Genomic DNA, 18,464 nt, shown 5'->3' with positions numbered 1-18,464 from the left:
TCCCGGGGCCCGACATGCGGGTGCGGCCCGCCCAGTCCGTTCGCGCCACTAGGTTCCCGCCACTATTTGATGCGAACACCCGTCTGGTCGATGATCTGGCGCCAGATCGGCGCGTCGTGCGCGATCATGGCGGCGAACTCCCCCGGTGAACTGCCAACGGGCTCGTAGCCGATGCTGCGGATGAAGGCGGCGGGGCCGGGGCGTCGCGTCGCCTCGCCCAGGGCTCGTCCGAGCGCCTCCACGATGGAGGGCGGTGTTCCGGCTGGCAGGAACATGCCCTGCCAGATCTGCGGGTCGAAGTTGGCGAGGCCCTGCTCGGTGAAGGTCGGCACGTCCGGCAGGTCCGGCGCGCGGCGCGGCCCGGTCGAACCGAGCGGGCGGAGCTGGCCAGCACGGATGAAGTCGCGCGCAGAGCCCACGTCGATGAAGGCGCAGCATAGCCGGCCGCCGATCATCTCCGTGATGAGCTGGGAGGTGCCGTTGAACGGCACGGCCTCGACCTCGAGCCCGGTCTCGCGGGCCAGCAGCATGCCCTGCAGGTGGCTGGAGGAGCCATAGCCGTAATTACCGAAGGCCAGCGGCTGCCCGCCCTCCTTCGCCCGCGCCACGAAGTCGCGGAGGTTCGTCGCCTCCAGCCCCGACCGGACGACGAAGACGGCCATGGCGGCGGTCGTCTGCGAGACCGGGATCAGGTCCCGGCCGATCTCGTAGGGCAGGCTGCGGTCCAGCATCGGGCCGATGAGCGTGCCGGACACCGCCGAGAGAATGGTGGTACCATCGCGGCGCGACTGCATCGCGCGGGCAATGCCGACGACACCGCCGCCACCAGGCACGTTCTCCACGACAACTGGCTGCCCGAGGATTTCGGCCAGCGGCTCGACCATGACGCGGGCCACGGCGTCCGCAGCGCTGCCGGGCGCGCTGTTCAACACCAGGCGCACCGTGCCGCCGCCCGGCTGCAGGCCCTGCTGCGCCCGGACTGGGGCTGCAAAACTGGTAGCGAGCGCCAAAGCGAGGAAGGCCAGCACAGAGCGTTTGGTCTTGCGTATCATTGTTTCCTCCGCAGCACCTACCCTATTGGAAATCCGGTAACCCGCGCACAATTTCATTGAACGGTCCGGGTGCCTCAAGCTTCAACATGTGGCCGTAACCCTCGAGCACATGCAGGGCCGCGTCGGGCTTCCCCGCGTGCAGGAGCCCCGCATGCAATTCCAGAGGTGCCAGCCTGTCGCGCGTACCGGCCAGGATCGCCACGGGGCATCGCACCTGCCCGATGATGGAGGGCGTGTCGGTGGTGAACATCATGTGCATCGCGCCCAGCCAACCCGTGGGCGTCATGTCGTCGCGCAGGCGTTCCACCAGGGCGCGCACCGCTGCCGGCGTGTCAGGCGTGAGAAGCCGGTCGGCAACGGCGCCGCGGTCCGCATCCGGCCGCGGCACGTTGCGGCGCATCTCGGCGATCGCGGCCTGACGCGCCTCCTCCGGCATGGCGCCGCGCGCGGTGTTCGGGGCGGAGAGGACGAGCGCCCCGACGCGTGCGGGCCGCACCACCGCGAGGTTGAGCGCGATCACGCTGCCCCACGAGCTGCCGACGAGCACCGCCGCACGGGAGATACCGAGCGCGTCCATCAGTTCCTCCACCGCCGCCGCATAGTCCCCCGCAGTGGGATCGGGTGAGGCCAGGGGCGTGCTGGTGCCGTAGCCAGGCGCATTCCAGGCAACCACGCGGTATCGATCCGAAAGGCCCGCGAGTTGAGCCCGGTAGCCGGCCGAGCTTGAGCCGGTGCCGTGCAGCATGAGGATGGTAGGCTCATCACCCGGGCCGGACTCCCGGTACTCGATCACGCGCGCCCCTTGGCCGGGCAGGTTCACGCGCCGAAGCGGCGGCAGGTCCGAGGCGAGGAGAGCAGCGTCCCCGGCGGCGAGTGCCGTCATGCCGGTACGGGGCTCAGCGCGCGCAGTGCCGGCATGACTTCGGCGGCGAAGAGCCGCACGGAGGTCTCGACATCCGCCCCCGCGAGGCCGCCGAAAGTGAAGTTGCCGATGAGGTAGTTCAGTCCACCCTCGCTCACCTGTCGGGCAAGCTTGTCGCGTACGGTGGCGGGGGAGCCCGTGACCGCCTGCTCCGAGGCAAGGAGCGTGTCGAAGTCGGGCGGCAGCTTGGCGTTGACGGGCTGCGTGCCGTGCTTGTGCCAGAGCTTCATGAAGTGACGGTAAAAGATCGGCCAGGCGGCGCGGCCCAGTTCCAGTGCTTCGCGATCCGTGTCGGCGACGAGGATGTAGCGGTTTACGCCGATCCGAGGCTCCTCCGTCCCCTCGGAAAGTCCCGCGGGATGGGCCATCCGCCACTCGGCGCGGTAGCGGTCGGTCACCGCGCGCACGCGGTCCACGGGGCCGCCGCAGAGCACGTTCACCCCGTTCCGCGCGGGCCAGACGGTCGAGTCTGGTGAGGCCAGGGCATACCATTGCGGCGGCTGCGGCTTCTGGAACGGCCGGATCTCCACGGGGACGTCGTCGAGTTGCCAGAAACGGCCCTCGTAGGTCAGCGAATCCCCGGCGGCGAAAAAGGCGCGAATGATCTCCAGCGATTCTGCGTACATCGCCGGCGCAGTGGCGGAGTCCACGCCATAGGCCGCCAACTCGTGCGGGGAGGCCCCGCGGCCGACGCCGAACTCGAAGCGCCCGCGGCTGAGGTGGTCGAGCATGCAGATCTCCTCCGCCAGGCGCAGCGGGTGGTAGATCGGCAGGAGGTAGACGAGCGGACATAGACGCAGCCGCTTCGTGCGCTGGGCGAGCGCGGCCATGAAGACGCTCGGAGAGGGCGCCATGCTCAGCGGCGTCGCGTGGTGCTCGCTCATGTGATAGCGGTCGAAGCCGAGTACCTCGTAAAGTTCGGCGAGGCGGAGTCGCTGCTCGTACTGATCGGCCAGCGGCAGGGAGCCGCGGTCGTTCTGGTCGAAGATTCCGAACTGCATGGTGTTGTTCCTGCGTGCAGGGAGATCAGGCCGCGTGGCGGGCGAAGATCTGGAAAGGGTTGCCCTCAGGGTCGGCGCAGTTGAGGACGGCGCCGTGCGAGCCCATGTCGCGCCGACCGTGGACAGCTCCGCCGGCGGCCGTCACGCGCGATGCGGCCTTATCAAGATCATCCGTCCCAAAGACGGCAACGCTGCCGGAGGCGCCGGGCGCGGCCTCGCCGATCGAGCTGAGCGCAAAGCCCGTGTCGCCCAGGCGGAACTGGCACCAGTGCTCCTCATCGCGGAAGCTTGGCGCGAGATCGAGAACCGTGCGGTAGAAGCGCTCCGCGCCGTCCATGTTGCGGGTAACGGTGTGGACGCTTTGCAGCCTCATCCTACGCTTCCCTACCCAGCATTTTTTGTACAACAGTGTTGTATGTATTTATTTATGCTGTATGGTGTCCCGGCAGGAAACAGATTGTCAATGGCAAAGCCTGTGCTGTCAGGGTGGAGGCTTTGCGTACATAGGCAGGGTGATGGGATGCGGCGTGCACGACAGCACGCGGCGCATTGAAGTCGCCACGACCATGGATGTTCATGCACGTTGAACGCTTGCCTTTGTGTTCTATGGTGAAAGTCGGCATCGCATCCTGTCAGTGCGGATGGGAAGCCGCCCTGCTTCCTGGAGACGCATGAGCGAAGCCCCGGCCCGGCGCGGCATACAGTCGATCGAGGTGGCTTTCCGCCTTCTCCAGGCGATGCAGGGTTCTCCGCGTCCGCTGCCGCTGCGGGAAATCGCCGCGGGCGCAGGCCTCTCGCCCAGCGCGGCCAACAACTATCTCGTCAGCCTCGTCCGTACGGGGCTGGCAGCAACGGACGCGAAGCCCGGGCACTATCGTCTCGGCCCCTCCGCCGTCGCGCTCGGCATGAGCGCCATTCAGCAGATCGACGGCTTCGAGATCGCGCGGCAGGAGGTGACGGCGCTTCGCGACATCACGCGGCACAGTGCGGCCGTGACGGCTTGGACGGGCGACGGGCCGGTGAGCCTCTTCAAGCAGGAGGGCGATTGGCGCTCGGCGCTGGAGCTGCGAACGGGCCTTCTCTCGATCACGGCGACGGCGGCGGGCAAGGCCTTCGCCGGCTGCCTTCCCGAGGCGGCAACCATGCCGCTGATCTCGCGCGAACAGGGGATCGGGAGCGCCACAGGCCTTTCGGGCATGGCCTTTATCACGGCGGCACAGCGAGAGATGCGCGAGGCCGGCTACGTCGTCATCCGGCGCGACGACGGCACCGGCTACGCCTCCGCCGCCGCCCCGATCCGGGACTGGAGCGGGACAGTCCGCTTCGCGCTGAGCGTTATCGGCTCGCAAGGTTCGCTGGGCATGGAGCGCGGGAGCGCCGAGATCCAGGCGCTGCTCTCCTGCGCAGCACGGGCCACCGCCGCCCTGGGCGGGACGGCGCAAATGCCGGCGGGGCCGGTCCCCGGATAGGAGCCGGCCCAGTCAGCAGCCGGGAATGGGCAAGCGAGCGGACAATGCGTCTGGGCTCCGCGAGCGCATGGGCTCTCGCGACTGTGGACAGTGCCGGCGATGATGGTGCCCGTGAGATCTGCGGCGCGATCCTTGTCAGCGAGCGCGACCAATGGGCCAAGGTCGTTCGTGCGGCCGATACTACGGCAGATGAGGTTCTCTTGGCGCCCGCAACGGTGGCGGCGCGGCACAGGACGCCGAGGAAAGATGCTGCAGCCTTTCGATGGCGCGCGGCCACGGCGTGCCGATCCTTCACCCGGCCCGACACGGCCAGAACCGGCAAGGTCTCCTTCAGATAGCTGAAGCCCGTAGTGCTGGACAGCAACTGGCATGGTCCGTGGCAGCCTTGAAGGTCAGCGGGTCGGAGGCAGAATATCGGCCCTGCCCTGCTGAGCAGTCCGGAGCGGGAGCCCGGAAAGCATCTCAGCCCAGCAACATGGCACTGAGCCAGTACCCAAGGGCACCCACGGCTGCGGAGGCAGGCAAGGTGACGATCCACGCCCAGACGATGCGGCGCGCGACGCCCCAACGAACGGCAGAGGCGCGACGGGCAGCGCCGACACCCACGATCGCACCCGTGACGGTGTGGGTGGTGGATACGGGAATGCCGAGCCAAGTCGCGCCGAAAAGGGACAGGGCGCCGCCGGTCTCTGCACAGAATCCCTGGACGGGACGGAGCTCAGTGATGCGCGACCCCATGGTGCGAACGATGCGCCAGCCGCCCATCAGCGTGCCCAGGCCCATCGCGGCATGGCAGGCGATGACCACCCAGAAGGGCACGTGAAAGGTCTCGCCTGTCATCCCCTGGGAGAAGAGGAGGATGGCGATGATGCCCATGGTCTTCTGCGCATCGTTGCCGCCATGGCCCAGGCTGAACAGGGATGAGGAGAGGAGTTGGAGCACCCGGAAGCGCCGGTCCACTGCATAGGGAGTGGACCGGCGCGCGGCCCAGCTGGTGATGAGCACAAGGAGCAGGGCGAGGGAGAAGCCAAGCAGCGGGGAGATGACGATGAAGGCAGCCACAGTGCCGACGCCGCCCCAGAGCACCGCCCAGAACCCTGCCTTGGCGATCGCGGCCCCGACCAGACCACCGACGAGGGCGTGGCTGGAGGATGATGGAATGCCCCAGATCCAGGTCGCCACGTTCCAGGCGATGGCACCGGTCAGCGCCCCCCCGATCACGGCAGGATCCACCGCATCCGCCGTGATGATGCCCTTGCCGATAGTATTGGCCACATGGAGGCCGAAGAAGAGGAAGGCGATGAAGTTGAAGAAGGCTGCCCAGGCCACGGCGACGCGCGGCGCCAGCACGCGGGTGGAAACGACGGTGGCAATGGAGTTGGCAGCGTCGTGCAGCCCGTTCAGGAAGTCAAAGAAGAGGGCGATGGCGATAAGGGTGACGAGGAGTGGCAGCCCGATGCTGACGGCAGTCACGCGCGGCGTTCCTCAGACCTGCTGGACCATGACGGCCTGGATGAGATCGGCCACGTCCTCGCAGCGGTCGGCCACGGCCTCGATCCCGTCATAGACCATCTGCACCATGAGCTTATGGCCCGGGGAACTGGTGTCGCCTCCGTCAAACAGGGCGTCCATGCCGGCCTGCAGGGCACGGTCGGCCTCGCTCTCGATCGCATCCACCGCCTCACACATCGAGCCGAGCGCGCGAGCATTGCCGGAGATGTCGGCCAGCAGCGGCATGCCGTCGCGCAGGCTACCGCAGGCGCGGATAATGCAGTCCGCCATGGTCAGCATCTGCGGTGTGACCGAGACCTTGTAGAGGGTCAGGCGACGTCCCGCGTCCTTCATGCGGTCAATCACGTCGTCAAGCGCGTCGGTCAGGTTGAGAATGTCCGCGCGATCGAAAGGGGTGATAAAGCTACGGTGGATGGAGCGGATGGTCGCGCGGTTGATCTCGTCCGCCTCGCGCTCGATCCGGCGAAGGTTGGCGTAGTGGGCGGCGTTGGTAGGTTCCGCCAGCAGAGCGCGGAAGACTTGAGCGGCATCCACGGTGCGGGCAGCCTGCGTGGTGAAGGCGGCCACGAACGTGTCGTCCCGCGGCATCAGCATGCGAAAAAGCTTTAGGACCATGCCTGGGCTCCAGAGGGCCTGGTAGGACCCGGAGCGGTTAACGCGGCGGATGTGACAGGTCGATGACACGCGACCTATCACGGTTTAGGGAGAAGACATCGTCTGGTAACACGTTCCCGGACGAGCATAACCGGGGGCGGACGCAGATCGTCCGCCAGGATCATCCTTCGGCCGGCACGCAAAGCTGGCCCGGATAGATCCCCGGCATGATGGACTGCCGAGTGAGCCCCTGCACAGCCGCATGGCTGCCGCCAGGGCCGAGGCGTCGCTCCCTCCTGCCGGGCTCAAGCGGCGCGGATGCCCGCGAGGAAGGTATCAACCCGGCCCCGCAGCAGTTCGGATTGCTGTGCCAACTCCCCGGAGGAGGCCGCCGCCACCGATGTTGCCCGCGACACCCCGTCCTGGGCCGTGCCCGCCATCTCGCCCGCGGTCGCGTTCAGCTCCACTGCCACTGCGGCCACCCCGCGGAGGACCTCCGCGGCTTCGGCCTTGAAGCCACGCAGCAGCCCATCCACCCGCGCCGCCTGATCCGTCGCCTCCGGCCACGGCACCTGTGCAAAACCGAAAACCGGAAGCTGGGATGAAGCCGGCAAATCCGGGCCCGTGGCCCATGTACCTAGCCGAGGATCGGCAAGCCGAGCGACAGGCCCCGAGAACTGCTTGCACAGGACGCCTCCCGCTGCTCCTCTTCACCAGCGATGCTGCGCGACGGAAGCAAGCTGTAGCCGACCGCTTCTAGGTAGCTCCTGCATAGTTATGCCCGGTGCGAAACGCGGCCGCACGTCGATGACCTTCCAGGCCTTCGCGCGCGCTCTGCCGCACGGCAGCCGGGGCGACCGCAGCGACCCCACGCGCGTCCAGCCACTGATGCGTGCAAACCTTCAGGTACGAGCCAACCCAGAGGCCGCCCGTGTAACGGCCCGCGCCGAGCGTCGGCAGGGTGTGGTTCGTTCCGCAGCACTTGTCGGAATAAACGACGCTCGCGAGCGGGCCGATGAAGAGCGAGCCGTAGTTGCGGAGCTTCGCCGCGGTAGCTTGCGGGTCGGCGGTATGGACTTGCAGATGCTCGGCCGCGATACGGTCGGAATAGGCAATCATCGCCGCCTCGTCAGGGCAGAGGACGACCTCCCCGTAGTCGCGCCAGGCCGGACCCGCGACATCGGCGGTGGGAAGATCGGCAAGCTGGCGCTCGATCTCGGCGACGGTAGCCTCCGCCAGGGCGCGGTCGGTCGTGATCAGGCCGACACGCGTCATCACGTCGTGCTCGGCCTGCGCGAGGAGGTCGGTAGCGATCATCTCGGGGTCGCCCGTCTCATCGGCGACGACGTAGATCTCGCTGGGGCCGGCAAGCTGGTCGATGCCCACCTTGCCGAAGACCTGGCGCTTCGCCTCGTTCACATAGGCGTTGCCGGGACCGAAGATCTTGTCCACCGCGGGCACGGTCTTGGTACCGAAAGCCATGGCGGCGATCGCCTGCGCGCCACCGATGCGGAAGATGCGGTCCGCCCCGGAGAGATGACAGACGGCGATCATGTCGGGATGCGCAGTGGGCGGAAGGCAGGCGATCACCTCGTCGCAACCAGCGACCCGGGCAGGGACGATGGTCATCACGGGGGCGGAGAGCAGCGGGTAGCGGCCGCCGGGCACGTAGGCGCCGACGCGGCGGATGGGGATGACGCGGTGCCCGAGATGAAGGCCGGGAAGCGGCTCCACCTCCAGCGGCAGGATCGTGCCGAGCTGGGCGGTCGCGAAATCGCGCACCCGGGCGATGGCGAACTCGGCATCGGCGCGCGCGGCGGGGTCCATCCGGGCGAGGGTACCGGCCCGCTCAGCCGCGCTCACCTCGAACGCCGCCAGATCGGACCTGTCGAAGGCCGCGGCGTATTCCCGAACGGCGGCGTCGCCGCGGGTGCGGACGTTGTCCAACACGGCCTTCACGGTGGCGCCGAGGGCGTCGTTGTCCTGGAAGGAGTCGCGGCGAACGGGCTTGATGAAGGTCAGGCCAGCGTCGGGCGTGTCGTGAGCAATCATTCGAGCCTCCGGTGGAGGGGCCGCGCGGGATAACCCAGGCGGGTGAGCCGGCCAGGAAACTGACCGGGACGGGCTGGAGAATGGCTCTGGCCACGAGAGGAGTGGAAGTAGGCAGCGGCGCCCCTGTTGATTATCCTCGACAGTCCTGGGATCATAAGGGCTGAAGCGATGGCGATGGTCGGGGCGAAGCTGAAGGCGTTGCGGACGCGGCGCGGGCTGGGAATGCGGGAACTGGCGGCGCGGTCGGGCATATCGCACTCGGCGATCTCGCTCATCGAGCGGGAGCGGATGAGCCCTTCTGTGGACACGCTCGGCGCCATTCTGGGGGCCTTGGGAACAACGATGTCTTCGTTCTTCGCGGACTTGGAGAGCGGCCTGCCGAGCCGCCCCTTCTACCGTGCCGAGGAGCTGGTGGAGATCGGGCGGCCCGACCGCATCTCCTATCGGCTGATCGGAATGGACTACCCGAACCGGCGAATGCTGATGCTCGCCGAGCGCTACGCACCGGGAGCGACGACGGAGGCGAGCGTGGCGCACCGGGCGGAGGAGGCGGGGATCGTCATGCGCGGGGCAGTGGAGGTGACGGTGGGCGACCGAACGGCGGTGCTGCGCGCGGGGGACGCGTATTACTTCGACAGCCAGCAACCCCACAGCTTCCGCAATGTCGATCCAGGGATAAGCGAGATCGTCAGCGCCATCACGCCACCCACCTACTGATCTGGCGACTATTCTGCCCAGCCTCCACGCGGCGCTTGCGTCGGGCAGCCTGGCCGGTCTGTGCTTCCGGGCTGAGAACGGAGGCGGGCGATGGCGAAGAGGCGAATTTTGGCCGGCGGCATCGCTCAGGAGTCCCACAGCTTCAACCCTGTCCCCACCGGCCGATCGTGGTTCAACATCCGCGCCGGGGCCGAGGCAGTCGAGGCGGCGCGCGGCAGCAACTCCGTGCTCGGCGGCATCGTGGACGCGGCTGGGGAGAACGGCGCCGAGGTGATCGTGCCGGTCATCTTCCGCGCCCAGTCCGGCGGCCCCGTGGAGGATGCCGTCTTCGCCGAGATGCGCGACCGGATGTGCGAGGCGGCGCGGCGCGGTGATTTTGATGCCATCGTGCTGCCGCTGCATGGCGGAATGCTGACGCCGAGCCTGGAGGACCCCGAGGGCGCGCTGATGGTGGCGCTGCGCGAGATCGTCGGCACGGAGGTTCCGCTGACCGCCGGTTTCGACCTGCACGCGCATGTCACGCCGGAGATCCTGGCGCGCTGCGACCTGCTGGCGGGATATCTTACCAACCCGCACGGCGATCAGGGCAGCACGGGGCAGCGCGCGTTCCGTGCGGCGCTGGATATGCTGGATGGGCGGTTGCGACCGGCGCTGGCAGCGGTGCACCTGCCCATGCTGACCCTCGGCAACGACCGTACGGACGAGGAGCCATTGCTCTCGCTGCACGCCCGTGCCCGCGCGGCGGTCGGGGCCGGCGCCGCCTACGATGTCTCGATCTTCAATGCGCAGCAGTTCCTGGACGTGCACGGCCTTGGCCAGTGGGTGCTGGCCTACGGGAACGGGACGGCGCCCGATGACCTCGCCCTGAAGCTGGCGGGAACGCTCTGGGACCGGCGGCGGGAGCTGATCGGGACCTATCCCTCCCTGGACGAGTACCTTGATCGTGCGGCGCGCGGGACGGAGCGGCCTCTGGTCCTCGGCGATCAGGGGGATCGCGTGGCCGGCGGCAGTCCCGGCGACGGAACCTACGTGCTGCGGGCATTGATGGCGCGGGCCGACCTGCCCCCTTCGGCCGTGCCCATCGCGGATGCCGAGGCTGTGAGGGTGTGCCAGGCGGCCGGGCCGGGGGCCATGGTTACGCTGACCGTGGGCGGGCGATACTCGACCGTCTCTCCGCCGGTGACGGTCACGGGGGAGATCGTGTCGGCCGGCAGCTCGGCGGAGGTGGTTTATGATGGACCGGCGGATGCGGGCTATCGGGCCAGGCTAGGCGGCTACGCCGTGCTGCGCGTGGGCAAGGTGCATCTGGTCCTGACGGACCAGCCCCATTCCTACCTCGACCCCAGCTACTTCCGGGCCATGGGCGTTGATCCCGCGTTGTTGGGGATCGTGATCACCCGCTCCGGCTATCATTATACCCTGAACTATGCGGCCATCGGCGAGTGCGTCACGGTGGATACGCCGGGCATGACCTCCTACCGCGTAGGGGAGCTGCCCTTCGCCAGGGCGCGACCTTTCTTCCCGTTGGACGATGTCGAGCTCACCCCACGGCTGCACGCGAAGGGCAGCGCAATACCCTGAAAGTATCTTGCATCGGGGGCGCAGCCCTTGCTGCATATGCAGGATCAATCTGGCCGGCGGGCTGAGCCGAGGCCATGAAAAGGAGAGGTCGATGCATCGTCGCTCACTGCTGAAAGGGGTTGCGGCGACGGGTGCCGCGCTTTCCGCCCCGGCCTTTGCCCAGGGCGCGTCGCGCACCCTGCGCTTCATCCCGCAGATCGACCTTGCCTTCCTCGACCCGCACTGGACCACGGCGAACGTCACCCGCAACCACGGCTACATGGTGTTCGACACCCTTTACGGACTCGACGAGCAGGACATGGCGCATCCGCAGATGGCCGAGGGCCATACGGTCGAGGATGACGGCAAGCGCTGGACGGTCCGGCTGCGCGAGGGGCTTCTCTTCCACGACGGCACGCCGGTCCTGGCGCGGGACTGCGTGGCGAGCATCCGGCGCTGGGGCGCAAGGGACGCCTTCGGCGGCGCGCTGATGCGCGTGACGGACGAGATCTCCGCGCCCGACGACCGCACGATCGTCTTTCGCCTCAAGAAGCCCTTCTCCCTGCTGCCGGACGCGCTGGCGAAGGGCACCGCGATGATGCCCGCGATCATGCCGGAGCGGGTGGCGCGGACCGACCCCGGAACGCAGATCACCGACATCATCGGCAGCGGCCCCTTCCGCTACGTTGCGGATGAGCGGCTGCAGGGCTCGCGCAACGTCTATGCCAGGTTCGACCGCTACAAGCCGCGGGAGAGTGGACCAGCGCTCGGCAGCGCCGGCCCCAAGATCGTGCATTACGACCGCGTGGTCTGGACCACCATTCCCGATGCCTCCACCGCCGCCAGCGCGCTTGTCGCCGGCGAACAGGACTGGTGGGAACAGGTGGCGCATGACCTGAAGCCGATGATCGCGCGAAGCCGCGGCATTCAGATGCGCATCCAGGAGGAGACGGGCACGGTCGGGATGCTGCGGCCGAACTGCACGCAAGCCCCCTTCAACAACGTCGCGATCCGCCGTGCCGTGATGGGAGCGATCGACCAGGCCTCCTACATGCAGGCGATCGTCGGCGATGACCGCGCGTCGTACCACGTGCCGACCGGCTTCTTCACCCCGGGCTCGCCGATGGCAAACGAGGTGGGGCTCGATCCCCTGCGCAAGCCGAAGGACGACGCGGCGGTGCGGCGCGACCTGGAAGCCGCGGGCTACAAGGGCGAGAAGGTCGTCCTTCTGGTGCCTACGGACTACGTGACGATCAAGGCGCTCGGCGATGTCGCGGCGGACATGCTGCGAAAGATCGGGATGAACGTGGACTATGTGGCGACAGATTGGGGCACCATGCTCCAGCGGCGCAACAATCGCGGCCCGGTCGAGAGCGGTGGCTGGAGCCTCTTTGCGACGAGCTGGACGGGCACGGACCTGCTGAACCCGGCGACGCATGTCGGCGTGCGCGGCAACGGCGCCGCAGGCTACGCCGGCTGGTACGAAAGCGCGCGGTTGGAGAATCTGTACAACGCCTGGTTCGACGCACCGGACCTGGCGGGGCGGCAGGCCGTGTGCCGGGACATACAGGCGGCCTGCATGGAGGAAGCGCCTTACTACCCGCTCGGCCAGTTCAAGCAGCAGACGGCGACGCGGGGCATACAGGGGCTGCAAACAGGGTTTACGAGGTTCTGGGGTATCCGGCCGGCCTGAGTTCCCGCAGCAACCGGGCCGTGGCGGCGCGGTCCCCTCAGGGGAAGCGCGTCCCACCCCCTTGCGGAGGCACCGCATAACGGGTGACGTCGTTTCCCGCATCGGTAGTCCGGCATCGTCCCGAGGGGGAGCGGCACATGGCCATTCTGAAGATCGCCCGCATGGGCCATCCCGTCCTGCTGGAGACGTGTCAGCCCGTCTCCGATCCCGGCGCTCCGGAAATCCGAAGACTGGTGCAGGACATGTTCGAGACGATGGAGGACGCGCCGGGCGCCGGCCTCGCCGCGCCTCAGGTGCATGTCCCGCTGCGCCTGTTCGTCTTCAGGGTTCTCCCCTCCCGCGCCACCGGGGTGCCGGACGACGTGCCCGTCGGCAATACCGTCCTGATCAATCCCCAGGTCGAACCCCTGGATGAGGAGAAGCATCTGCGCTGGGAGGGATGCCTGTCGATTCCCGGCCTGCGGGCCGCTGTCCCGCGCTTCAAGCGGGTGCGCTACGCCGGCGTGGATTGCGACGGCCGGACCGTCACCGCCAAGGTGGGCGGCTTCCATGCCGGGGTTGTCCAGCACGAGAATGACCACCTGGACGGCATCCTATACCCCATGCGGATGACCGACTTCCGGCTCATGGGCTTCAACGAGGAGCTTGCCCGGGCCGCCGAGCAGTAGAAGCAGACGGAGACGACGCCACGCGCGCCGCCTCACCACTCCGGCACTGCTACAGTAGGAAGGAGAGCGCTTCGGCGCAGGGTTGCTCCACCTTCAGCGCCAGCATGGGATCGGCACGGGTGCGGCCGAGATTCACCGCCGCAATCGGCTTGCCGGCACGCGCGGCTGCCTGCACGAAGCGGAAGCCCGAATAGACCATCAGCGAGGACCCGACCACGAGCATCGCATCGGCTTCCTCCAGCGCACCAACAGCCCTTTCCACCCGCTCCTTCGGCACGCACTCGCCGAAGAACACGACATCCGGCTTGAGAACGCCACCGCAGGCTGGGCAGGGCGGCACGGCGAAGGAGGCGAAGTCCTCCTCATCGAGGTCGGCATCGCCATCCGGTGCCATGCCGGCTTCCCGCTCCTCCCAGCCGGGATTGAGGCGGATCAGCGCCTCCTGCATTGCCTCGCGCGGGATCGTCTCCCCGCAGGCGGTGCAGCGGACGCGATCCAGGCGCCCGTGGAGGTCCACCACCCGGCTGCTTCCGGCAGCCTGGTGCAGGCGGTCCACGTTTTGGGTGAGGAGAAGTACGCTCTTGCCGCCGCGCTCGAGACGCGCGAGGGCGTCGTGGGCGCGATTCGGCCGCACCTGGCTGAAGCGTCGCCAGCCGATCAGGCTGCGCGCCCAGTAGCGCCTCCGGGCCGGCTCGCCTCCCATGAAGGCCTGGAACGTCATGGGCTGCGCCCGCTTCCACTGGCCTTCCTCGTCGCGGTAGTCGGGGATGCCGGAATTCGTGCTGCAGCCCGCGCCGGTCAGCACGAAGATGTGCCGGTGCCGGTCGATGAAGTCGTGCAGCGGCGCCGTGTCGTTCATGTCGCGCATGTAGGGTCGGTCAGCGGCGATCGCCATGGGAGCCGCGCCGCCAGCCGCGGCGGTCCAGCCGTCAGGCCGGGACCAGGGTCTCGGCCAGCTTGCTCCAGGCCGCTTCGCGCAGGTCCCGGCGCATCGCCTCCTCGTCCGTCCAGCGGGTACTGGCGGGGAGGCGGATCGCCTCGCAGCGGAGCGTCAGCGTGCTCTCGCGGAAAGGCCAGGGGTCGAGCGACCAGCGGGACTGCGCCTGCCGCACGAGCTTCATCTTGCGGGTGCTGCCATCCTCCATCGGCGCCTCCCCCGCCTTGTCCGGATCGGCGAAGCAGAGGGCGAGGGAAAGCGCGTCGGTCACCGCGACGAGGGCGGAGTTCCGTTCCACCTGCTCGGCCGTCGCGCCGAGCTTTGCAATCCAGTCCGCCTGCAGCTCGTCCTCCTTGGCGGCGTTGCGGTCGATCGCGGCCTCGTCTTTCGGTGGCAAGCTCTCCGGGTCCATGTACTGCGTGTAGATGCGCGTGCCGTGCAGGGAGATCAGCAGGGCGGGCCAGAGGCCCCAGGCGGCGCGGGCCAGTTCCACGCCCCGGGCCCACATCGGCGCATGAACGGCCGCGCCCAGTGCCGTGAAGGCGTGGGGCAGACCCGTCTCTGGATCGAGGGTCGGGGCGGTCTCCCAGGACAGCCAGGCGATGTCGTGCTGCCCCGCGGCGAGGATAACCTCGGGCGCCGGGTCTGGCCGCGCGAAGCCGGGAGCGCCCCAGGCGGCCATCATCTGGCCGGAGAGCAGGGCATGGGAGGGCTGGGGAATGAGGAGGCGGATGCCGTCCTCGGGGTCTCGCAGGATCATGCGGCGTCAACGCGCGAGGAAGGCCTTGGGACACAGCCGTTCCTCATCCGCCGGACTTCGGACCTTCGGCACGTGGACGGTCACCCGGCTACGCCCAGGGCCCTTCCCTCAGGCCGACCTGAAACCACCGTCCCCCGGCCTGGCGAGACCGAACGCGTCGCCAGGCGTGAGTTCCACCTGGGCCGTGCCGGGCAGACCGATGCCCCCAAAGATCAGGCAAATGAATGCATCAGCACGACCGGCGTTGACGCCCCATCGATGCGCGTGACTAGACTTTCCCGTCGGCGCACGGGCCGGGACGGCTGGAGCATGCGGGATGGGTGCAGACACACAGGATTGCCGGACCGGCGTTCTCGTTGAGGCAGGATTCCAGGAAATCGAGTTCTGGTACCCGGTCTTGCGCCTGCGCGAGGCGGGGAGCGCGGTGATCGTCCTGGGCCCGCGGAACGACGCGCAGGTGGAGAGCCAGCTCGGTTACCCCGTGATCCCGGACGCAACCTTCGATGCGGGCGGCGAGTGGGCCGGGCTGATCGTTCCAGGCGGCGCCATGGCAGGCCGGCTGGCCGGACACGCGGCGGTACTGCGGCTCCTGACAGAGGCGGCCGAGGCCGGCGCGGTACTTGGCGCGATCGCCGAGGGAGTGGTGGTGCTCGCGAAGGCGGGCCTTCTCAAGGGGCGGCGCGTCGCCTGCCCTTCATCTCTCGAGATGACGGTGCACGCCGGTGGCGGCGAGCCCTCCAGCGACGGCCTGGCCGCCGAGGATGGCCTCATCACCGCCCGCTCCGCCGACGAACTACCAGATTTCTACCGCGCTTTCGCCGCTGCCCTGTCCGCTATGCCGGTGCGGCGCGCGGCGGCCTGAGGGGACGGCCATGGGACATATCCGCACGGTGCTCGGCGATATCGAGCCGGATCAACTCGGCATCACGCTGACCCACGAGCACATCCGCTACGCCTACCAGGGCTCCGATACCGACCACCAACAGGTGTGGAGCCTCGACACCCTCGCAGGGCAGGTCGCGGCAGTTCTGAAGGAAGGCCGGGAGGTCCACCATATCCAAAGCTTGGTGGACATGACGCCGCCGGAGATCGGGCGCCATCCTGAGCTCCTGGCCGAGGTCTCCCGCCGCAGCGGAGTGAACATCGTGGCGATGACCGGCTTCTTCCCGGAGGAGCACGCCATCGGCATCCCCTTCCACTGGCGCCGCAAGTCGCCGGACTACATCGCGGACATGCTCGTGCGCGACATCACCGAAGGCATGGTCTACGACAATCAGCTCACGCCCTATAAGGCCGGCATCCTGAAAGCCGCGACCGGCGGCACCACCAGCACCGAACTCGACCCCAGCAAGGGGCCGACGCCGATCAGCCCGCTGGAGGCGAAGGTGATCTGCGCCGTGGCGCGGGCTCAGCGCCGGACGGGCGCCTGCATCAACACCCATACCCAGCCGGAGGACTACGCCTACCTCAACCCCGGCATCGAGCTGCTGGACCTGCTGGAGCGCTACGGCGCAGACCTGAGCCGCGTGATCATTGGCCACTCCTTCGTGCACCCGAACATCGAGCAGCTGAAGGCCATCGTCGAGCGCGGCGCCTGCCTGCAGGTCGACCATATCGGCATCCCCTGGCAGAACGACAGCCAGGAGAGCCTGGACGAGCTGATCGCGAACGCGGTGTGCCAACTGACGGACATGGGCTACCTCGACCGCCTCGTCTTCTCCTACGACCGCTTCTTCAGCTACGCCGGCAGTCCCCCAAGCGCCGAGGACCCGCCGCTGCTGAACGAGCAGGTGCCGGTCGGCTACATCTTCGACAACTTCGCCCATCGGCTGGAGGCGAAGGGCTTCGGCAAGGCCGAGATGCATCAGGTGATGGTGGAGAACCCGCGCCGCCTGATCGCCTTCTGAGAGGGGACGCAAGGCATGGATCTGAACGGCGCGCAGGTCGGCGTCCTCATCGAGAACGCCTTCCAGGAGCTGGAGCTCTGGTACCCCGTGATCCGCCTGCGCGAGGCAGGCGCGAAGGTCCTCATCATCGGGCCCACCCGCGGGCAGCTCTATGCCAGCAAGCTCGGCATGCCGACGCGCTGCGACCTCGCGATGGACGAGGTCTCGGCGGACGACCTCGATGCCATCGTCATCCCCGGCGGCCTGGCACCCGAGGGAATGCGCAAGCACAAGCCCATGGTGGACCTCGTCCGTGCGGTGCACGACCAGGGCAAGCTGGTGGCGGCCATCTGCCACGCGGGCTGGATGCTGGCCTCCGCCGGGATCGCGCGCGGCCGCACGGTGACCTGCGTTTTCCTGGTGAAGGACGATGTCATCAACGCCGGCGGGAACTACGTGGACGAGCCGGTGGTGCGGGACGGAAACATCATCACCTCCCGCCTGCCGAGCGATCTGCCGGCCTTCGGCAAGGCGATCGTCGAGTACCTGGAGCGGGCGCCCTCCCTCCGCACGGGGCGCGTGCTGGCGCCGGCCTCTGGCTCCTACGCCTCCGCGGCCTACACCCATGTGGCGGAGACCGGGATGCTGGCGCGGGCCAAGGCCTCGGCGAACTATGTCGCGGTCACACGCGAAGGCGCGCCCATCGGGGCCTGACCCCTGCAGGGGAGGCACGCCGCCCCCCCCTGTTCCCGGCGGGTCAGGCGGCCAGCCGGTACTCCGCCATCTCATCCCCGAGCAGGAAGCGGCGCGCGGCCTCCTGCACCCTCTCCGGATGCTCCAGATGCGGCACATGGCCGCAGCGCTCCACCGTGATGAAGCGCACGTCGCGCACCATGCGCGCGGCCTCCAGGGCCTTGTCGATCTTGGCGTGCGGGTCGTTGGCACCCCAGATCATCAGCAGCGGGCACTCGATCTCGCCGAAGCGGCCGGTGATCGTCCAGGGGCGCGTCGCCTCCAGGTCCATCATGCCGTCCATCAGCCTCTCGAAGCCCTCCGCCAGGCCAGGACGGGCGAAGATGTTCATCTGGACATAGAGCAGCGCCTCGGGGATGCAGGCGACGTCGTAGACCATCCCGCCCATGCGCTTTCGCGCGTACTCGATAGTCGGGTTCTGCATGGTCGCCACGGCCGCGGCCTTAGCCGCATGGAAGCTCGCCAGCCGCTCGGCATCGCCCATGGTGGCGGAGGCGCTGCCGAGCATGATGACCTTCGTCACGCGCTTCTTGTCCGCCATGTGGCAGAGCACGGAGAGAAGCGCGCCGTAGGAGCTTCCGAAAACCGAGAACTCCCTCCAGCCGAGTGCGTCTGCGATGCCATGCAGGTGCTTCACCATGACCGGCTGAGGAGGCCCGCCGCTGTAGTCGCCGAGCTGCGTGAGCCCATGGCCGATCAGATCCGGCGCGACGACATGGAAGTGCTCCCCCAGCCCATCGATGATCTTCATCCAGGAATCGCAGGACGAGCCCACGCCGTGAATGAGCATCAGGGGCGGCCGGCCCGGCTCGCCGGCCGTGAGGCAGCGCGTGTTCACGCCGTCGGATTCGATATAGGCGATGCGCATCGGACTGCGGGTCCTTCCGG

General features: G+C 68.2%; 19 protein-coding genes. 8 read left to right on the top strand and 11 right to left on the bottom strand.

From position 1 onward, the window contains the following. Positions 1 to 62: 62 nt before the first annotated feature. From D9599_RS16950 to D9599_RS16935, 4 genes are read right to left on the bottom strand one after another with little or no spacing between them, the layout of a single operon-like run. Positions 63 to 1,052 (bottom strand): tripartite tricarboxylate transporter substrate binding protein, encoded by a 990-nt coding sequence (locus D9599_RS16950; RefSeq protein ID WP_198382464.1) that lies wholly within the window; start codon positions 1,050 to 1,052, stop codon positions 63 to 65. 22 nt (positions 1,053 to 1,074) lie between these two features. Continuing rightward, positions 1,075 to 1,935, bottom strand: coding sequence for an alpha/beta fold hydrolase (locus D9599_RS16945; protein WP_198382463.1), 861 nt, complete (start codon positions 1,933 to 1,935; stop codon positions 1,075 to 1,077). Next, complete coding sequence (locus tag D9599_RS16940) at positions 1,932 to 2,975, bottom strand: LLM class flavin-dependent oxidoreductase (protein WP_198382462.1); 1,044 nt, start codon at positions 2,973 to 2,975, stop codon at positions 1,932 to 1,934. Before D9599_RS16940 ends, D9599_RS16945 begins: the two co-directional genes overlap by 4 nt. Positions 2,976 to 3,000: 25 nt before the next feature. Next, a complete protein-coding gene (locus D9599_RS16935) occupies positions 3,001 to 3,348 on the bottom strand; it encodes a VOC family protein (RefSeq protein WP_198382461.1) in 348 nt (115 codons plus the stop codon). Positions 3,349 to 3,646: 298 nt separating this feature from the next. On the opposite strand from D9599_RS16935, the gene D9599_RS16930 reads away from it, so the two are divergent. Further along, on the top strand, positions 3,647 to 4,444 hold the full coding sequence (locus tag D9599_RS16930; protein ID WP_198382460.1) for an IclR family transcriptional regulator: 798 nt from the start codon (positions 3,647 to 3,649) through the stop codon (positions 4,442 to 4,444). Between the two features lie 462 nt (positions 4,445 to 4,906). Here the strand turns inward: D9599_RS16930 and D9599_RS16925 are convergent, their stop codons facing one another. The 4 genes from D9599_RS16925 to hisD all read right to left on the bottom strand — a co-directional run bounded on the left by D9599_RS16925 (position 4,907) and on the right by hisD (position 8,602). Next, positions 4,907 to 5,917, bottom strand: coding sequence for an inorganic phosphate transporter (locus tag D9599_RS16925; protein ID WP_198382459.1), 1,011 nt, complete (start codon positions 5,915 to 5,917; stop codon positions 4,907 to 4,909). A 12-nt stretch (positions 5,918 to 5,929) separates the two neighbouring features. Then, the gene (locus D9599_RS16920; protein WP_198382458.1) at positions 5,930 to 6,571 is read right to left on the bottom strand and encodes a DUF47 domain-containing protein; all 642 of its coding nucleotides are present in this window, start codon (positions 6,569 to 6,571) and stop codon (positions 5,930 to 5,932) included. A gap of 284 nt (positions 6,572 to 6,855) precedes the next feature. Beyond that, a complete protein-coding gene (locus D9599_RS16915) occupies positions 6,856 to 7,122 on the bottom strand; it encodes a hypothetical protein (RefSeq protein ID WP_198382457.1) in 267 nt (88 codons plus the stop codon). Positions 7,123 to 7,306: 184 nt separating this feature from the next. Continuing rightward, positions 7,307 to 8,602 (bottom strand): histidinol dehydrogenase, encoded by a 1,296-nt coding sequence (gene hisD, locus D9599_RS16910; RefSeq protein WP_198382456.1) that lies wholly within the window; start codon positions 8,600 to 8,602, stop codon positions 7,307 to 7,309. A gap of 168 nt (positions 8,603 to 8,770) precedes the next feature. Between hisD and D9599_RS16905 the strand changes: the two genes are divergently transcribed. The 4 genes from D9599_RS16905 to def all read left to right on the top strand — a co-directional run bounded on the left by D9599_RS16905 (position 8,771) and on the right by def (position 13,240). Beyond that, positions 8,771 to 9,319 carry a cupin domain-containing protein gene (locus D9599_RS16905; RefSeq protein WP_198382455.1) on the top strand — a complete coding sequence of 183 codons (549 nt, stop codon included), beginning with the start codon at positions 8,771 to 8,773 and terminating at the stop codon, positions 9,317 to 9,319. Positions 9,320 to 9,409: 90 nt separating this feature from the next. After that, complete coding sequence (locus D9599_RS16900) at positions 9,410 to 10,900, top strand: M81 family metallopeptidase (protein WP_198382454.1); 1,491 nt, start codon at positions 9,410 to 9,412, stop codon at positions 10,898 to 10,900. Positions 10,901 to 10,991: 91 nt separating this feature from the next. Beyond that, positions 10,992 to 12,572 carry an ABC transporter substrate-binding protein gene (locus D9599_RS16895; protein ID WP_198382453.1) on the top strand — a complete coding sequence of 527 codons (1,581 nt, stop codon included), beginning with the start codon at positions 10,992 to 10,994 and terminating at the stop codon, positions 12,570 to 12,572. A 137-nt stretch (positions 12,573 to 12,709) separates the two neighbouring features. After that, entirely contained in the window at positions 12,710 to 13,240 is a 531-nt protein-coding gene (gene def / locus D9599_RS16890) for a peptide deformylase (RefSeq protein ID WP_198382452.1), read from the top strand. Between the two features lie 49 nt (positions 13,241 to 13,289). Here def and D9599_RS16885 read toward each other — a convergent pair whose 3' ends face one another. Together D9599_RS16885 and D9599_RS16880 are read right to left on the bottom strand one after the other, a co-directional pair. Then, positions 13,290 to 14,135, bottom strand: a complete 846-nt coding sequence (locus D9599_RS16885; protein ID WP_232480604.1) for an NAD-dependent protein deacetylase — start codon at positions 14,133 to 14,135, stop codon at positions 13,290 to 13,292. Between the two features lie 34 nt (positions 14,136 to 14,169). Continuing rightward, complete coding sequence (locus D9599_RS16880) at positions 14,170 to 14,937, bottom strand: DUF3891 family protein (protein WP_198382451.1); 768 nt, start codon at positions 14,935 to 14,937, stop codon at positions 14,170 to 14,172. Positions 14,938 to 15,253: 316 nt separating this feature from the next. On the opposite strand from D9599_RS16880, the gene D9599_RS16875 reads away from it, so the two are divergent. From D9599_RS16875 to D9599_RS16865, 3 genes are read left to right on the top strand one after another with little or no spacing between them, the layout of a single operon-like run. Continuing rightward, positions 15,254 to 15,799, top strand: a complete 546-nt coding sequence (locus tag D9599_RS16875; protein WP_198382450.1) for a DJ-1/PfpI family protein — start codon at positions 15,254 to 15,256, stop codon at positions 15,797 to 15,799. A gap of 10 nt (positions 15,800 to 15,809) precedes the next feature. After that, complete coding sequence (locus D9599_RS16870) at positions 15,810 to 16,844, top strand: phosphotriesterase (RefSeq protein ID WP_198382449.1); 1,035 nt, start codon at positions 15,810 to 15,812, stop codon at positions 16,842 to 16,844. 15 nt (positions 16,845 to 16,859) lie between these two features. Further along, positions 16,860 to 17,537 carry a type 1 glutamine amidotransferase domain-containing protein gene (locus D9599_RS16865; protein WP_198382448.1) on the top strand — a complete coding sequence of 226 codons (678 nt, stop codon included), beginning with the start codon at positions 16,860 to 16,862 and terminating at the stop codon, positions 17,535 to 17,537. Between the two features lie 43 nt (positions 17,538 to 17,580). Here D9599_RS16865 and D9599_RS16860 read toward each other — a convergent pair whose 3' ends face one another. Then, positions 17,581 to 18,444 carry an alpha/beta fold hydrolase gene (locus tag D9599_RS16860; protein ID WP_198382447.1) on the bottom strand — a complete coding sequence of 288 codons (864 nt, stop codon included), beginning with the start codon at positions 18,442 to 18,444 and terminating at the stop codon, positions 17,581 to 17,583. Positions 18,445 to 18,464 lie beyond the last annotated feature (20 nt).

The sequence above is a fragment of the Roseomonas sp. KE2513 genome (assembly GCF_016107305.1).
GTDB lineage: Bacteria > Pseudomonadota > Alphaproteobacteria > Acetobacterales > Acetobacteraceae > Roseomonas.
This window is presented reverse-complemented; position numbering and strand designations above follow the sequence as displayed.

Coding starts and splice junctions, on each gene's coding strand:
- D9599_RS16950 (WP_198382464.1), bottom strand. CDS start 1,052: ATGATACGCAAGACCAAACGCTCTGTGCTGGCCTTCCTCGCTTTGGCG.
- D9599_RS16945 (WP_198382463.1), bottom strand. CDS start 1,935: ATGACGGCACTCGCCGCCGGGGACGCTGCTCTCCTCGCCTCGGACCTG.
- D9599_RS16940 (WP_198382462.1), bottom strand. CDS start 2,975: ATGCAGTTCGGAATCTTCGACCAGAACGACCGCGGCTCCCTGCCGCTG.
- D9599_RS16935 (WP_198382461.1), bottom strand. CDS start 3,348: ATGAGGCTGCAAAGCGTCCACACCGTTACCCGCAACATGGACGGCGCG.
- D9599_RS16930 (WP_198382460.1), top strand. CDS start 3,647: ATGAGCGAAGCCCCGGCCCGGCGCGGCATACAGTCGATCGAGGTGGCT.
- D9599_RS16920 (WP_198382458.1), bottom strand. CDS start 6,571: ATGGTCCTAAAGCTTTTTCGCATGCTGATGCCGCGGGACGACACGTTC.
- hisD (WP_198382456.1), bottom strand. CDS start 8,602: ATGATTGCTCACGACACGCCCGACGCTGGCCTGACCTTCATCAAGCCC.
- D9599_RS16905 (WP_198382455.1), top strand. CDS start 8,771: ATGGCGATGGTCGGGGCGAAGCTGAAGGCGTTGCGGACGCGGCGCGGG.
- D9599_RS16900 (WP_198382454.1), top strand. CDS start 9,410: ATGGCGAAGAGGCGAATTTTGGCCGGCGGCATCGCTCAGGAGTCCCAC.
- D9599_RS16895 (WP_198382453.1), top strand. CDS start 10,992: ATGCATCGTCGCTCACTGCTGAAAGGGGTTGCGGCGACGGGTGCCGCG.
- def (WP_198382452.1), top strand. CDS start 12,710: ATGGCCATTCTGAAGATCGCCCGCATGGGCCATCCCGTCCTGCTGGAG.
- D9599_RS16885 (WP_232480604.1), bottom strand. CDS start 14,135: ATGGCGATCGCCGCTGACCGACCCTACATGCGCGACATGAACGACACG.
- D9599_RS16880 (WP_198382451.1), bottom strand. CDS start 14,937: ATGATCCTGCGAGACCCCGAGGACGGCATCCGCCTCCTCATTCCCCAG.
- D9599_RS16875 (WP_198382450.1), top strand. CDS start 15,254: ATGGGTGCAGACACACAGGATTGCCGGACCGGCGTTCTCGTTGAGGCA.
- D9599_RS16870 (WP_198382449.1), top strand. CDS start 15,810: ATGGGACATATCCGCACGGTGCTCGGCGATATCGAGCCGGATCAACTC.
- D9599_RS16865 (WP_198382448.1), top strand. CDS start 16,860: ATGGATCTGAACGGCGCGCAGGTCGGCGTCCTCATCGAGAACGCCTTC.
- D9599_RS16860 (WP_198382447.1), bottom strand. CDS start 18,444: ATGCGCATCGCCTATATCGAATCCGACGGCGTGAACACGCGCTGCCTC.